Source organism: uncultured Stenotrophomonas sp. (genome assembly GCF_963519125.1).
Lineage (GTDB): Bacteria > Pseudomonadota > Gammaproteobacteria > Xanthomonadales > Xanthomonadaceae > Stenotrophomonas.
Genome location: NZ_CAUQLJ010000015.1, coordinates 41,496 through 54,538 on the forward strand (window position 1 = coordinate 41,496; position 13,043 = coordinate 54,538).

General features: G+C 68.5%; 15 protein-coding genes. 9 read left to right on the forward strand and 6 right to left on the reverse strand.

Annotation, left to right across the window (positions count from 1 at the left end):
- The first annotated feature begins 52 nt into the window (after positions 1 to 52).
- The 3 genes from RYM47_RS13810 to RYM47_RS13820 all read left to right on the forward strand — a co-directional run bounded on the left by RYM47_RS13810 (position 53) and on the right by RYM47_RS13820 (position 2,557).
- Positions 53 to 1,009: a LysR substrate-binding domain-containing protein gene (locus RYM47_RS13810; protein ID WP_315388637.1), complete on the forward strand. Its 957-nt coding sequence runs from the start codon at positions 53 to 55 to the stop codon at positions 1,007 to 1,009.
- A 126-nt stretch (positions 1,010 to 1,135) separates the two neighbouring features.
- Entirely contained in the window at positions 1,136 to 1,543 is a 408-nt protein-coding gene (rnk, locus tag RYM47_RS13815; protein ID WP_315388638.1) for a nucleoside diphosphate kinase regulator, read from the forward strand.
- Between the two features lie 51 nt (positions 1,544 to 1,594).
- A complete protein-coding gene (locus RYM47_RS13820) occupies positions 1,595 to 2,557 on the forward strand; it encodes a transaldolase (RefSeq protein ID WP_315388639.1) in 963 nt (320 codons plus the stop codon).
- 451 nt (positions 2,558 to 3,008) lie between these two features.
- Here RYM47_RS13820 and msrA read toward each other — a convergent pair whose 3' ends face one another.
- Both msrA and RYM47_RS13830 read right to left on the reverse strand, forming a co-directional pair.
- A complete protein-coding gene (gene msrA / locus RYM47_RS13825; protein WP_315388682.1) occupies positions 3,009 to 3,659 on the reverse strand; it encodes a peptide-methionine (S)-S-oxide reductase MsrA in 651 nt (216 codons plus the stop codon).
- 30 nt (positions 3,660 to 3,689) lie between these two features.
- A complete protein-coding gene (locus RYM47_RS13830; RefSeq protein WP_315388640.1) occupies positions 3,690 to 3,956 on the reverse strand; it encodes a DUF2007 domain-containing protein in 267 nt (88 codons plus the stop codon).
- A gap of 102 nt (positions 3,957 to 4,058) precedes the next feature.
- On the opposite strand from RYM47_RS13830, the gene RYM47_RS13835 reads away from it, so the two are divergent.
- Genes RYM47_RS13835 through rlmM form a run of 3 tightly spaced genes read left to right on the forward strand, consistent with a single transcriptional unit; the run spans position 4,059 to position 7,438 of the window.
- A complete protein-coding gene (locus RYM47_RS13835; RefSeq protein WP_315388641.1) occupies positions 4,059 to 5,807 on the forward strand; it encodes a glutamine--tRNA ligase/YqeY domain fusion protein in 1,749 nt (582 codons plus the stop codon).
- Between the two features lie 28 nt (positions 5,808 to 5,835).
- Positions 5,836 to 6,396: a nucleoside deaminase gene (locus RYM47_RS13840; protein WP_315388642.1), complete on the forward strand. Its 561-nt coding sequence runs from the start codon at positions 5,836 to 5,838 to the stop codon at positions 6,394 to 6,396.
- The gene (rlmM, locus tag RYM47_RS13845) at positions 6,380 to 7,438 is read left to right on the forward strand and encodes a 23S rRNA (cytidine(2498)-2'-O)-methyltransferase RlmM (RefSeq protein ID WP_315388643.1); all 1,059 of its coding nucleotides are present in this window, start codon (positions 6,380 to 6,382) and stop codon (positions 7,436 to 7,438) included. The genes RYM47_RS13840 and rlmM overlap by 17 nt, the downstream gene beginning before the upstream one ends.
- Positions 7,439 to 7,468: 30 nt before the next feature.
- On the opposite strand, the gene RYM47_RS13850 is transcribed toward rlmM, so the two are convergent.
- The 4 genes from RYM47_RS13850 to ubiH all read right to left on the reverse strand — a co-directional run bounded on the left by RYM47_RS13850 (position 7,469) and on the right by ubiH (position 10,820).
- On the reverse strand, positions 7,469 to 7,876 hold the full coding sequence (locus RYM47_RS13850; RefSeq protein WP_315388644.1) for a hypothetical protein: 408 nt from the start codon (positions 7,874 to 7,876) through the stop codon (positions 7,469 to 7,471).
- A gap of 30 nt (positions 7,877 to 7,906) precedes the next feature.
- Entirely contained in the window at positions 7,907 to 8,374 is a 468-nt protein-coding gene (locus RYM47_RS13855) for a hypothetical protein (RefSeq protein ID WP_315388645.1), read from the reverse strand.
- 68 nt (positions 8,375 to 8,442) lie between these two features.
- On the reverse strand, positions 8,443 to 9,618 hold the full coding sequence (locus RYM47_RS13860; RefSeq protein ID WP_315388646.1) for a UbiH/UbiF family hydroxylase: 1,176 nt from the start codon (positions 9,616 to 9,618) through the stop codon (positions 8,443 to 8,445).
- Complete coding sequence (ubiH, locus tag RYM47_RS13865; protein WP_315388647.1) at positions 9,615 to 10,820, reverse strand: 2-octaprenyl-6-methoxyphenyl hydroxylase; 1,206 nt, start codon at positions 10,818 to 10,820, stop codon at positions 9,615 to 9,617. Before ubiH ends, RYM47_RS13860 begins: the two co-directional genes overlap by 4 nt.
- An 84-nt stretch (positions 10,821 to 10,904) precedes the next feature.
- Between ubiH and RYM47_RS13870 the strand changes: the two genes are divergently transcribed.
- From RYM47_RS13870 to RYM47_RS13880, 3 genes are read left to right on the forward strand one after another with little or no spacing between them, the layout of a single operon-like run.
- Entirely contained in the window at positions 10,905 to 11,489 is a 585-nt protein-coding gene (locus RYM47_RS13870; RefSeq protein WP_315388648.1) for a hypothetical protein, read from the forward strand.
- Positions 11,490 to 11,500: 11 nt separating this feature from the next.
- Positions 11,501 to 12,055: a cob(I)yrinic acid a,c-diamide adenosyltransferase gene (locus RYM47_RS13875; protein ID WP_315388649.1), complete on the forward strand. Its 555-nt coding sequence runs from the start codon at positions 11,501 to 11,503 to the stop codon at positions 12,053 to 12,055.
- Positions 12,056 to 12,084: 29 nt separating this feature from the next.
- Positions 12,085 to 13,002, forward strand: coding sequence for a histone deacetylase family protein (locus RYM47_RS13880; RefSeq protein WP_315388650.1), 918 nt, complete (start codon positions 12,085 to 12,087; stop codon positions 13,000 to 13,002).
- Positions 13,003 to 13,043: the final 41 nt, after the last annotated feature.

Sequence of the window (13,043 nt, forward strand, 5' to 3'; positions counted from 1 at the left end):
CTGGGTAAACCACGCCATCACCCGGTCCATTACCGTCTAGAGGTACAAGGAAATGAACCTACGTGATCTGAAATATCTGGTGGCGCTGGCCGACCATCGCCACTTCGGTCGCGCGGCGGCGTCCTGCTTCGTCAGCCAGCCGACGTTGTCGACCCAGATCAAGAAGCTCGAGGATGAGCTGGGCCTGCCGCTGGTGGAGCGCTCACCCCGCAAAGTGATGCTGACCCCGGCCGGGGTGGAGGCAGCGGCGCGTGCGCGCGTCATCGTGGCCGAGATCGAACAGATGAAGGAAGCGGCACGGCGGAGCGTCGACCCCGAAGCAGGCGCGGTGCGCCTGGGCATCTTCCCGACGCTGGGCCCGTACCTGCTGCCCCACGTGATCCCCAACATCCGCGCCCGCTTCCCGCAGCTGGAACTGCTGCTGGTCGAGGAAAAAAGCGACGAGCTGCTGCACCGCCTGCGCGACGGTCGCCTGGACGCAGCGCTGCTGGCGCTGCCGCTGGACGACGACCAGCTGCACGCCGAGTTCCTGTTCGAAGAACCGTTCCTGCTGGCGGTGTCCGGGCAGCACCCGCTGGCCCGCCGGCTGCACCTGGACGTGCAGGAGCTGTCCACCCAGAAGCTGCTGCTGCTGGAAGACGGGCATTGCCTGCGCGACCAGGCGCTGGCGGTCTGCCGCCTGTTTGGCGCCAACGAAAAATCCGAGTTCCGCGCCACCAGCCTGGAGACGCTGCGCCAGATGGTTGCGGCCGACGTTGGCATCACCCTGTTGCCAACCCTTTCGGTGAAGCCGCCGGTACCGCGCTCCACGAACATCGCCCTGCTCGACTTCGAGGGCGAGGACCGGCCCAGCCGCCGCATCGCCATGGTCTGGCGGCGCAGTTCGGCGATGACCGAGTTCCTGCAGCAGCTGGCCGAGCAGTTCAAGCGCCTGCCCGACGCACTGTTCACGCTGGACCGCGACGAAAGCGATCCGGCCCCGCCGCGCGCCCTGCAGGCGCGGGCCTGAGATCCCCGCTGAACCGGCCCGGGCGCAACAGTCGCATCCGCCGCGGATACGCAGCACAATAGGTCGAGGCGGTGCCAACGGGCGCCGCCTTTTGCATGGGTCTTCCATAAACCACAGGAGTTTCAGATGTCCACCGCCAGCGGCCTGCCGCCGTCCATTACCGTTTCCAGCTTCGACATGAACCAGCTCGAAGCCATGCTCGAATCCCCCGCTGTAGAACAGAGTCCCGCTGGCAAAGCCCTGGCGCACGAGCTCGAGCGCGCGACCGTGGTCGACCGCGAGCAGATGCCTGACGGGGTCGTCATGATGCATTCGCGGGTTGAATGCGAAGATGAGCTGCAGGGTGAAAAACACGAACTGACCCTGGTGTACCCGCGCGAAGCGGATGTCGACCAGGGCAAGGTCTCGATCCTCGCGCCGGTGGGCACCGCCCTGCTCGGCCTGGCCGTGGGCCAGACCATGGACTGGGACGCACCTGGCGGCCGCAAATTGCGCCTGCGGGTGACCGCCGTCCACAATCCGCCCAAGCATTGATCGTCCCTGCCGCGCATCGCGCAGGGCCCAGGTAACGTTCCAGGAGCCGCAATGAGTACTGCAACCCCGTCCAAACTGTCGCAGCTGCGTGAGCTGTCCGTGGTGGTCGCCGACACCGGCGACTACGACGCCATCAAGCGCCTGAAGCCGGTCGACTGCACGACCAATCCCACCCTGGTGAAGAAGGCCCTGGACCTGCCGGTCTACGCCGAACTGATCGAGCGCGAGCTGGCCTGGGGCCGCGAGCAGTCCGGCGAGCGGGAAACCGTGGTGCACGCCGTGGCCGACCGCCTGACCGTGGGCGTGGGTACGCTGCTGAGCACCCTGGTTCCCGGCCGCGTCTCGACCGAAGTCGACGCCGACCTCGCCCACGACACCGCCGCCACGGTGACCAAGGCCCGCCAGTTCATCGCCATGTATGAGGCGGCCGGCGTGCCGCGCAGCAAGGTGCTGATCAAGATCGCGGCGACCTGGGAAGGCGTGGAAGCCGCCCGCCAGCTGCAGGCCGAGGGTATCGACTGCAACCTGACCCTGATCTTCAACCCGACCCAGGCGCTGGCCTGCAGCGAAGCCGGCGCGTTCCTGATCTCGCCGTTCGTCGGCCGCATCCTGGACTGGTACGTAGCCAACGGCCAGGCCCCGGCCAACATCGACGCCGACCCCGGCGTGGTGTTCGTGCGTGGCGTGTACGCCGAATTCAAGCGTCGCGGTTCCCCGACCGTGGTGATGGGCGCCTCGTTCCGTTCCACCGCGCAGATCGAAGCGCTGGCCGGCTGCGACCGCCTGACCATTTCCCCGGACCTGCTGGAAAAGCTGGACGCCGACCACGGCGACCTGCCCCGCAAGCTGGTGGCGGGTGCAGCGGAGTCGGTTGAGGTGTCGCCGATTGATGGCGCGATGTTCGCCGCCGACCTTGCCGCCGATCCGATGGCGACCGAGAAGCTGGCTTCCGGTATCGATGCGTTTGCGAAGGATCTTGAAGCGCTGCGCCAGACGATTCGCGAACGGCTGTAAGTCGGTTCTACGCGGATGCAGGAGCGGGACGGTTGCAGTGATTGCAGCCGTCCCGTTTTTTTTGAGGTTAGCGCCATCGGCAGCGCCTTAGTGTTACGTGCAGGGGCGGCCGCCGGGCAGGGCCCGGCTCTACCGCCCCTGGGTGAATCACCTGCCAAGTTTCGGAGGGTCGGCGGGGGTGGGTTTGTGGGGGAATGAGCCGCATGGGTCGGGCGCATGCGCCCGACGGGTTGGGCAGGCGCCCAACCCCGGTCTTGCCGTGTGCGCAGGACAGCGCACACGTGCAAGCGGCGACTTAGCCTCCATGGACGGATTCACGGCGTCCCCCACAAATCCACCCCCGACGGCCCTGACCAGGGAGACCCCGCAGCCCAAGGCTGTTCGCACGAATCCAACAGCAGCCGGGCGGGGCCCGGCTCTACCGGATCTCACGCAATCCGACGATCTGGTTTCAAGCGTCCACGCCGATCGGGCAGCTCACGCCGGTGCCACCGATGCCGCAGTAGCCGTTTGGATTCTTGGCCAGATACTGCTGGTGATAATCCTCGGCGTAGTAGTACTCCGGCGCCGGGAACTCGATCTCGGTGGTGATCGCCCCGTAGCCCTTGTCGGAGAGGCGCTCCTGATAGGCCTCACGGCTGGCCACGGCCGCCGCGTACTGCGCCTCGCTGGTCGCGTGGATCGCCGAACGGTATTGCGTGCCGGTGTCGTTGCCCTGGCGCATGCCCTGGGTCGGATCGTGGTTTTCCCAGAACACCTGCAGCAGCTGCGCCAGGCTGATGATCGCCGGGTCGTACACCACCTCCACGATCTCGGTATGCCCGGTCATACCCGAACACACCTCTTCGTAGGTCGGATTGGGCGTGCTCCCGCCCGCATACCCGACCGACGTCGAATACACCCCCGGCAGCGTCCAGAACTTCCGCTCCGCACCCCAGAAACAGCCCATCGCAAAGCGGATCCGCTCCAGACCGGCAAACCCGTCCTTCAACGGGTGGCTGTTCACATAGTGCTGGTTGTGCAGCGGCAGCGCGTGCTCCCGCCCCGGCAGCGCCTCGTCCGCGCGCGGCAGGCGCTGCTTGAATGCCCCGATACCCAGCAAACCCTTGGCAATCCCCAACATGGCGGTCTCCTAGGCCGGCAACAGGCCGGCGCTTTCGTCACCGTCGAATATGGGGTCGTCAGGTGGGCTGCCCAAGTCCAGCCCCGCCACGATCTGTTCCGCCTCCGGCCGCGCCAGGTCCGGCACGCAGACCCGCAGCACCCCGAACAGCGGCAGCTCGCCCATCCCGCCCAGCAGCTGCTCGCCAAACACGAACGCCGGAATCCCCGCATCCTCCAGCGCATGCTTGACCAGATGGGCGTCGAACAGATTGTCGGCCTGGTAGATCACGTGCATCGGCGGGGTCCTTGGGGCGTATGGACCGAGCATACGCCGGTCTCACGCCCCCCGCAGGGGACGCGTTAGACTAGCGATCTCTTTGCCTTACGCCAGCGCATCATGTCCGAGCTTACCGCCGCCCCCTCCGACGCCACCGCCGACACCCACGAAAAGCGCGATTTCATCCGCCAGATCGTGCGTGAGGACCTGGCCAGCGGCAAGCACCCGACCATCAAGACCCGCTTCCCGCCCGAGCCCAATGGCTACCTGCATATCGGGCATGCCAAATCGATCTGCCTGAACTTCGGCCTCGCCGGTGAGTTCTCCGGCGTCTGCAACCTGCGCTTCGACGATACCAATCCCGCCAAGGAAGACCCCGAATACGTCGCCGCCATCCAGGACGACGTGCGCTGGCTCGGCTTTGAATGGAACGAACTGCGCCATGCCTCCGACTACTTCGACGCCTACTATCTGGCCGCCGAAAAGCTGATCCGCGACGGCAAGGCCTACGTCTGCGACCTGTCCGCCGAAGAAGTGCGCGCCTACCGCGGCACCCTCACCGAACCCGGCCGCCCCTCGCCGTGGCGCGACCGCAGCGTCGACGAAAACCTCGACCTGTTCCGCCGCATGCGCGCCGGTGAATTCCCGGACGGCGCGCGCACCGTGCGTGCGAAGATCGACATGGCCAGCGGCAACATCAACCTGCGCGACCCCGCGCTGTACCGCATCAAGCACGTCGAACACCAGAACACCGGCAATGCCTGGCCGATTTACCCCATGTACGACTTCGCGCACGCCCTGGGCGACTCGCTCGAAGGCATCACCCACTCCCTGTGCACCCTCGAGTTCGAAGACCACCGCCCCCTGTATGACTGGTGCGTGGACAACGTCGACTTCGCCCATGACGACGCCCTGACCGCACCGCTGGTCGAACGCGGCCTGCCGCGCGAAGCCGCCAAGCCGCGCCAGATCGAATTCTCGCGCCTGAACATCAATTACACCGTGATGAGCAAGCGCAAGCTGATGGCGTTGGTTACCGAACAGCTCGTCGACGGTTGGGAAGACCCGCGCATGCCGACCCTGCAGGGCCTGCGTCGCCGTGGCTACACCCCCGCCGCCATGCGCCTGTTCGCCGAGCGCGTCGGCATCAGCAAGCAGAACTCGATGATCGACTTCAGCGTGCTCGAAGGCGCCCTGCGCGAAGACCTCGACAGCGCCGCCGCGCGCCGCATGGCCGTGGTCGACCCGGTCAAGCTGGTCCTGACCAACCTGCCCGACGGCCACGCCGAAACGCTTACGTTCTCCAACCATCCCAAGGACGAGGCCTTCGGCACCCGTGAAGTGCCGTTCGCGCGCGAACTCTGGATCGAGCGCGACGACTTCGCCGAAGTCCCGCCCAAGGGCTGGAAGCGCCTGGTGCCCGGCGGCGAAGTGCGCCTGCGTGGCGCCGGCATCATCCGCTGCGACGAGGTCATCAAGGACGCCGACGGCACCATCACCGAACTGCGCGGCTGGCTCGATCCTGAATCGCGCCCGGGCATGGAAGGCGCCAACCGCAAGGTCAAGGGCACCATCCACTGGGTCAGCGCCGCACATGCCGTGCCGGCCGAGATCCGCCTGTACGACCGCCTGTTCTCGGTGCCCAACCCCGACGACGAATCCGAAGGCAAGACCTACCGCGACTACCTCAACCCGGAATCGCGCCGCACCGTCACCGGCTATGTCGAGCCCGCAGCTGCTGCAGCCGAACCCGAGCAGTCGTTCCAGTTCGAGCGTACCGGCTACTTTGTCGCCGACCGCCGCGACCACACCGCCGCCGCCCCCGTGTTCAACCGCAGCGTCACCCTGCGCGACACCTGGTCGGCGTAAGCCCCACCGTATTCGAAAGGCCTGTTCAATGCTGTACGCGCAAGTCCATCTCACCCTGCCCGCCTGGATCCACGACCAGATCGACCTCGGCCGTGCCTATCCCGGCGACGACGCCAAGGTAGCGCTCGCCATCGAGCTCTCGCGCCTGAACGTCGAAGCAGCGACCGGCGGCCCGTTCGGCGCCGTGGTGTTCGGCCCGGACGACCGTGTCATCGCCGCCGGCGTCAATCGCGTGGTCCCGCACAACACCTCGCTCGCGCATGCCGAGAACATGGCCTACATGCTGGCCCAGCAGCGCCTGCAGACCCCGCGCCTGAATGCGGTGCTGTCGCCGGTCACCCTGGCCACCAGCTCGCAGCCGTGCTGCCAGTGCTACGGCGCCACCGTATGGGCCGGCATCGACCGCCTGCTGATCGGCGCCAACTCGGCCGACGTCGAGGAACTGACCCCGTTCGACGAAGGCCCGCTGCCGGCCGACTGGGTGGGCGAACTCAACAAGCGCGGCATCGAAGTGGTGCAGGGCCTGAACCGCGACGCCGCGCGCAGCGTGCTGCGCGCCTATGGGGAAAGCGATGGCGCCCGTTACTGAAACCGGCATCGGCCTGCTGTGCCTGTGCCGGCAGGGCTTCGAGCCCGAGCTGGCCGGCGAGCTGCAGTTCCGCGCCGGTGAAGCCGGTTTCGCCGGCTACGCGCGCACCCAGCGCAATGATGGCTACGTGCTCTTCATGTGCGACGAAGCCGCCGCGCTGGCGCCCCGCCTGCGCTGGCGCGAGCTGATCTTCGCGCGGCAGAAGCTGGTGGTGCTGGCCGAACTGCCGCAGCTGGACCCGGCCGACCGCATCACCCCGATGCTGGAGGTGCTGGCCGATGCGCCGCGCTTCGGCGACCTGTGGGTGGAACACCCGGATTCGGATGCCGGTAAGCCGCTGTCCGGCCTGGCCCGCGCCTTCGGCAACGCGCTGCGCCCGGCGCTGCGCAAGGCCGGCAAGCTGACCGACAAGCCAAACAATCACCTGCCGCGCCTGCACGTGGTGTTTGTGGACGGCACCCACGCCTTCGTCTGCGTGGCCGACCCGGCCGACAGCGCGCCGTGGGCGCTGGGCATCCCGCGCCTGAAGCTGCTACCCGAAGCGCCTTCGCGTTCGGCGCTGAAGCTGGACGAAGCGCTGCTGACCCTGCTGACGCCGGAAGAACGCGAAGCGCTGGCCAAGCCCGGCATGCGCGCAGCCGACCTGGGCGCCGCCCCCGGCGGCTGGACCTGGGTGCTGACCCGCCAGCACATGCACGTACTGAGCATCGACAACGGTCCGCTGCGCCAGCACGTGCTGGACACCGGCCTGGTCGAGCACCTGCGCGCCGATGGCTTCCATTGGCATCCGGAGCAGCCGCTGGACTGGATGGTCTGCGACATGGTCGAGCAGCCGCGGCGCGTGGCAGAGCGCATGGCCACCTGGTTCCGCGAAGGCTGGTGCCGGCACGCGATCTTCAACCTGAAGCTGCCGATGAAGAAGCGCTGGGACGAAACCCGGCTGTGCCTGGAACTGTTCCAGGACCAGGCCGGTCGCCCGTTGAACGTGCGCGCCAAGCAGCTGTATCACGATCGTGAGGAGATCACGGTCCTGGCTTGGTGACGGGGCGCGTGGGACACGCGTGGCGTGTCGCTACGTACCCCGGAAGCGTTTGACCGCTACGGTGGTGCGCAGCGCCAGCCAGAGTACGTGGCGTTCTCCTTCCGTACCGGCGAGGGCCATTTTGCCGCGCAGCTCCGTTTCGACATCGCGGACGGAGATCAGCAACCTGGCGAAACTCTCGCGGGACGGCGTCGGATTGACCTGGGTGCCGGCCACGAAGCGCCGGATGGCGTCGGTCCCCACCAGCGCCGACGTGCTGCGGCTCCCTGCACCGTTGGAAGCGTCCACATTGTCGATGTGCAGCAACAGGCCGCTGAGCAACGTGGTGGCCTGCTGGGGATTCTGTTCCATCGCCTCGGCGGCGCGCTTCGGATCCTCCTGATCACGCACTTTCGGTACAGCGCTGAAGGGAGGAACGGGACGGATCGGGAAGGTCATGGCACTCCATGCTGACGGGCACGTGCCCGATTACTTGCCCAGCAGGGCCTTCAATGGCATGCCCTGTTTCTTGTTGAGGAAGTCGAGGTACTCGCCGTGGTTCCGGCTGCCGGGCTTGCCCTGATGGAGGCGCAGCGATTGCTCCATCGCGTTCAGACCCTGCTTGATCGCCAGGACGTCGCCCTTCATCGCGGCGTAGTCCTGTTTGCTGGGCAGCTCGGTGTCAAGCCGGTCGGCGAACCGCTTGAGGGTCAGCTCTGCCTTGAACCCCGCGTTGTCCAGCTTGCGCGGCAGGTTTTTCACCGTCAGCAGGACATCCCGGATGCGCTGCCCGGTATTGAACGCCTTGATCCTGGCGGCCGCCCTGGCGGCGGCTGCCGGGTCCAGCGGGGGCGCCTTGGGCCGGCCGGATGGCGCAGGGTGATGGAACAACTCCGAGAGCTTCATGGGCGGGATTCCGGAAATAAGGGACGCAGGGACGCCGCCGGAAGCCCCCATGGCACCAGCCGCGTGGCAGTCTGCGCAGCCGCCAACGGCCGCACTTCCAGATTTCGATCACTTCGGGCTCAAAGCCCGGCGGCGCGCTTCCACAACGCCGACACCAGCGGCGGCAGCTTGCCCGCGCACCCCAGCGCACGCCCGCGCGTCAGGGTCAGGTGCATCTCGTCATTCGAGAAAATGGTGTTGATTGCGTCAAACCCGTAGGCCGACACCGTGTTGTCGCTGCGTCGCTCACGGGCCCAGCGCTGCAGTCGCTCCGGCGACGCCCAGTCCATGCGTCGCTGCTGCGCGCCGAGCACCTGTGCATGCAGGGCGGCCACGTCGCGAAGGCCCAGATTCACGCCCTGGCCGGCCAGCGGATGGACCACATGCGCAGCATCGCCCAGGGTCAGCACGCGGCCGGCCACATAGGCCTGGGCCAGCTGCCGACGCAGCGGGAACGCAGCGCGGCGCGAGGCCAGCGTCATCGCGCCCAGCCGACCGGCGAAGGCGCGGGTCAGTTCGGCATTGAAGGCGGATTCGTCCAGCGCAAGCACGCGCTCGGCCTCCGCGTCGGGAAGGGTCCAGACGATCGAACTGCGGCGGCTGCCCGCCGGCAGCACCGCCAGCGGACCGCTCACCAGAAAGCGCTGCCAGGCCGTGGCCTGGTTGTCCTGTTCGGTGTCGATGTAGGCGACCACACCGCGCTGCCCGTAATCCTGGCGGCTGACCTCCAGGCCGGCCAGACGGCGCAGGGTCGAGTCGGCGCCGTCGGCGGCGATTGCGAGCGTGGCCTCCAGCCGGCGGCCGTCGTCCAGGCGCAGGCGCACGCCGTCCGCATCCTGCTCCAGCGCCTCCACCCGCGCCGGGCAGCACAGCTGCACGCCGGCGGCCGGCAGCGCCGCCCACAGCCGATCCACCAGCAGGTCGTTCTCTACGATCCAGCCGAGTTGTTCGCGGCCCAGGCGGTCGGCATCGAACTGCAGTTCGTCGCCACCGGCCGCATCCCAGACCCGCATGCGCCGGTAGGCGCAGGCGCGTGCAGACAGCACCGAGGGCCACACCCCCAGCGTGCGCAGCAGCTGCGCATTGTCCGGGGCGAAGGCGTACACGCGCAGGTCCGGCTGCTGCGGTTGCCAGCCAGCCGGCTCGCGGCCTTCCACCAGGGTCACCTCCAGCCCGGCATCGGCCAGGGCCAGCGCGCAGGCCGCGCCGACCACGCCGCCCCCGACCACGATCGCATCGCGCGTGCGGCGGCTCATGCGCCCGCCCCGCGGCACAGCGCCGGCACCTCGCCACGGAAGCCCATCGCGCCCCCGACCAGCATCGATTGCATCGAGGTGGCCTGCGCGGCGAGAAGACCCAGACTGCGCAGCGGGCGCAGCAGCGGTGCCGGATTGCTGGTGAGTCGGGCCAGCCCACCGGAGAACGCGATGGTCTGGCGGCGGTCCTCCTCGCGGCGCGCCACATGGGCGTGCAGCAGGGTGTCGCTGCCGGGGTCGGACGCCGTTTCCAGCAGTTCGGCCAGGGTCAGCGCATCGCGCAGGCCCAGGTTGAAGCCCTGTGCGCCCAACGGATGGATGGTCTGCGCGGCGTTGCCGAGCAGGACCGCGCGCTCGCCAATCTGCCCGCGCGCCAGCACCTGCACCAGTGGGTAGGCACTGCGCGGCCCGCTCTCCAGCAGCCGCCCGGCGCGCCAGCCGATGGCCTGCTGCAGCCGCGCCAGCCAGGCCGCGTCGTCCAGCGCCATCACCGCGTCTGCCTGGTCACGGGCCACCCCGTGCACCGCGCCGAAATGGCGGTCGCCACGCGGCAGCAGGGCGGTGGGGCCGGTGTCGGTGAACCGCTCGTAGGCGGTGCCGTCCGGCGCGCGCGCCGAGCGTATGCGGGCCACGAACAGATTCTGCTGGAAGTCGTGCTCGTCCACGCCGATGCCCAGCGCGTCGCGCACGCCGCTGCGGGTGCCATCGGCGCCGACCACCAGCCGTGCCAGCAGGCAACGCTCGCCGCTGTCATCGGCGATGACCACCTGCCGATAGCCGTCCTCGACCGCGCCGAGCCGCACGAAGCGGGCCGGGCGGTAGCGGGTCAGGTGCTGCAGCTGCTGCAGGCGCGCTTCCAGCGCCTGGCCGAACTCGCGGGCGACCACCACCTGGCCGAACCACGGCCGCTGGTACTGCCCGGCGTCCATCTGCACGCGACCGAAGTCGCCGGCGCGGGTGACCTGGATGCGGGTGATCGGGCCGGGTGCCGCGCCCAGCAGTTGCATGACGCCCAGCGCGGTCAGCGCGTTGACCGTGGCCGCGCCGAAGCTGAGGTTGCGCTGGTCGAACACGGGCGGCAGCGCACCGGCCGGGGCGGCTTCCACCAGCCCGACATCGCGGCCGTTCCGGTCCAGGGCGATGGCCAGGCTGGCACCCACCAGCCCACCGCCCACGATCACTACGTCATGACGTTCACTCATGCCGCCATGATAGTGCGTGCGGGCCGGCAACGCCCCGTGGCGGCAGGCGCTAGAATGAACGCTGGACCACCACTGCCCGTGCCGATGACCCCGACCGCCCAACGTGCCTTCATCCTGTTCGTGCTCGTGCTGCTGATGGCCGCGACCCGGGTCAATCATTTCGCGGCCATCCCCGACGCGTCCTGGGCGGTGTTCTTCATTGGCGGGTTCCACCTGCGCAGCGCGTCGCGCTGGGCATTCCCGCTGCTGATGGCGCTGGCGATCGTCATCGACGTGCTGGTGATCCGGGCCAGCGGCATCGGTTACTGGCAGCACTACTGCGTGTCGCCGGGGACGGCGCTGCTGGTGCCGGCCTACTTCGCGATGTGGGCCGGCGGCGCCCTGCTGCGCCAGGGATATGCCGGCGCCGACTGGACCGCGCTGGCCAAGGCTGCCGCACTGCTGGTGGCCGCCGTAGCGGTCTGCCACCTGTTCGCGCAGAGCGGCTTCTACTGGACCAGCGACGTGGTCGCCGCGCCGACCCTGCAGGGCTGGGCAACGAACTATGCGGACTGGTTCCTGCCGTACCTGCGTACCGCCGCGATCTACGTCGGGCTGGCCGCCGCGCTGCAGCTGGCCACCGAACAGGTGGTCAAGCTGCTGCAGGCCCGCCGCGACGTGCTGCACTGAGACCGGCGCGCATGGGCAACCGTCTTTCGCGGATCTATACCCGCACCGGCGATGACGGCAGCACCGGCCTGGGCGACGGCAGCCGCGTGGCCAAGGACGCGGCGCGGGTAAACGCCTTCGGCAGCGTGGACGAAGCCAATTCCGCGCTCGGCGTGCTGCTGGCGGTGTCGCTGCCCGACGACGTGCGCGCACTGCTCACCACGGTCCAGCACCAGTTGTTCGACCTTGGCGGTGAACTGTGCATTCCCGGCCATGCCGCCATCCAGGCCGCCGACGTGAGCGCGCTCGAACAGCAGCTCGACCACTACAACGCCACCTTGCCGGCATTGAAGGAATTCATCCTGCCCGGTGGCGGCGAAGCGGCTGCGCGCTGCCACCTGGCGCGCACCATCGTGCGCCGCGCCGAGCGCGAAACGGTGACCCTGGCACGGCTTGAAACGGTCCGCGCCGAGGCGCTGCACTACCTCAACCGGCTGTCGGACCTGCTGTTCGTGCTGGCCCGGGTGCTGGCCCGCGCGGATGGCCACGGCGAGGTGCTGTGGCAGCACGCCCGCCGCCACGGCTGAGCCGCCCACTGCCCCGGAACCCTGTCTGCATGCTGGTATTCACCCATCCCGACTGTCTGCTGCACGATCCCGGCCCGGGCCACCCCGAATGCCCGCAGCGCCTGCAGGTGGTCCTTGACGCACTGCATGCGGCGTTCCCTGCGCAACTGGACTGGCGCCAGGCGCCGCCAGCCAAGTTCGGCGAGCTGGCACGCGTACACGACAGCGCGCTGATCGACCAGGTGCTGGCCACGCAGACCGAGCCGCTGCGCCAGCTCGACATGGACACCCTGACCTCGCCCGGCTCGGCCAGTGCGGCCGTGCATGCGGCCGGCGCCGGCGTAGCGGCGGTCGACGCGGTGATGCTGGGCAACGACCCGCTGGCGTTCTGCGCGGTACGCCCCCCCGGCCACCATGCCACTGCCACCACGGCGATGGGCTTCTGTCTGCTCAACAACATCGCCATCGCCGCCGCGTACGCGCGCGACCGCCATGGGCTGGAACGCATCGCCATCGTCGACTTCGACGTGCACCACGGCAACGGCACCCAGGACATCTTCGCGGCCGACCCGCGGGTGGCCTACTACAGCACCCACCAGGCCGGCCTGTTCCCGAACTCGGGACTGCGCCGCGACCGCGGTGCCGGGAACCTGCTGAACATCCTGCTGCCGCCGGGCAGCGGCAGCTTCCGCTTCCGCAACACCTGGGCCGACGAGATGTTGCCGGCGATCGATGATTTCCGCCCGCAGCTGCTGCTGGTCTCGGCCGGATTCGACGCCCACCTGCGCGATCCGCAGGCCGACCTGATGCTGGAAACCGACGATTTCAACTGGATCACCGCCGAGCTTCGCGTGCTCGCACGCCGGCATGCGGCAGGGCGCATGGTGTCGATGCTGGAGGGCGGATACGACCAGCAGGCGCTGGCCGAATGCACGGTTGCCCACGTCGGCGCGATGTTGGATCCATGAACCTGAACCCCTTGTAGGAATTCACCTTCATTGCCCCTATG

Bases quoted from the DNA above. Each gene is read 5' to 3' on its own strand.
- RYM47_RS13830 (WP_315388640.1), bottom strand. From the start codon at position 3,956: ATGCACGTGATCTACCAGGCCGACAATCTGTTCGACGCCCATCTGGTC.
- ubiH (WP_315388647.1), bottom strand. From the start codon at position 10,820: ATGAGTGAACGTCATGACGTAGTGATCGTGGGCGGTGGGCTGGTGGGT.
- RYM47_RS13820 (WP_315388639.1), top strand. From the start codon at position 1,595: ATGAGTACTGCAACCCCGTCCAAACTGTCGCAGCTGCGTGAGCTGTCC.
- RYM47_RS13875 (WP_315388649.1), top strand. From the start codon at position 11,501: ATGGGCAACCGTCTTTCGCGGATCTATACCCGCACCGGCGATGACGGC.
- rnk (WP_315388638.1), top strand. From the start codon at position 1,136: ATGTCCACCGCCAGCGGCCTGCCGCCGTCCATTACCGTTTCCAGCTTC.
- RYM47_RS13810 (WP_315388637.1), top strand. From the start codon at position 53: ATGAACCTACGTGATCTGAAATATCTGGTGGCGCTGGCCGACCATCGC.
- RYM47_RS13835 (WP_315388641.1), top strand. From the start codon at position 4,059: ATGTCCGAGCTTACCGCCGCCCCCTCCGACGCCACCGCCGACACCCAC.
- RYM47_RS13870 (WP_315388648.1), top strand. From the start codon at position 10,905: ATGACCCCGACCGCCCAACGTGCCTTCATCCTGTTCGTGCTCGTGCTG.
- RYM47_RS13855 (WP_315388645.1), bottom strand. From the start codon at position 8,374: ATGGGGGCTTCCGGCGGCGTCCCTGCGTCCCTTATTTCCGGAATCCCG.
- rlmM (WP_315388643.1), top strand. From the start codon at position 6,380: ATGGCGCCCGTTACTGAAACCGGCATCGGCCTGCTGTGCCTGTGCCGG.
- RYM47_RS13880 (WP_315388650.1), top strand. From the start codon at position 12,085: ATGCTGGTATTCACCCATCCCGACTGTCTGCTGCACGATCCCGGCCCG.
- RYM47_RS13840 (WP_315388642.1), top strand. From the start codon at position 5,836: ATGCTGTACGCGCAAGTCCATCTCACCCTGCCCGCCTGGATCCACGAC.
- RYM47_RS13850 (WP_315388644.1), bottom strand. From the start codon at position 7,876: ATGACCTTCCCGATCCGTCCCGTTCCTCCCTTCAGCGCTGTACCGAAA.
- RYM47_RS13860 (WP_315388646.1), bottom strand. From the start codon at position 9,618: ATGAGCCGCCGCACGCGCGATGCGATCGTGGTCGGGGGCGGCGTGGTC.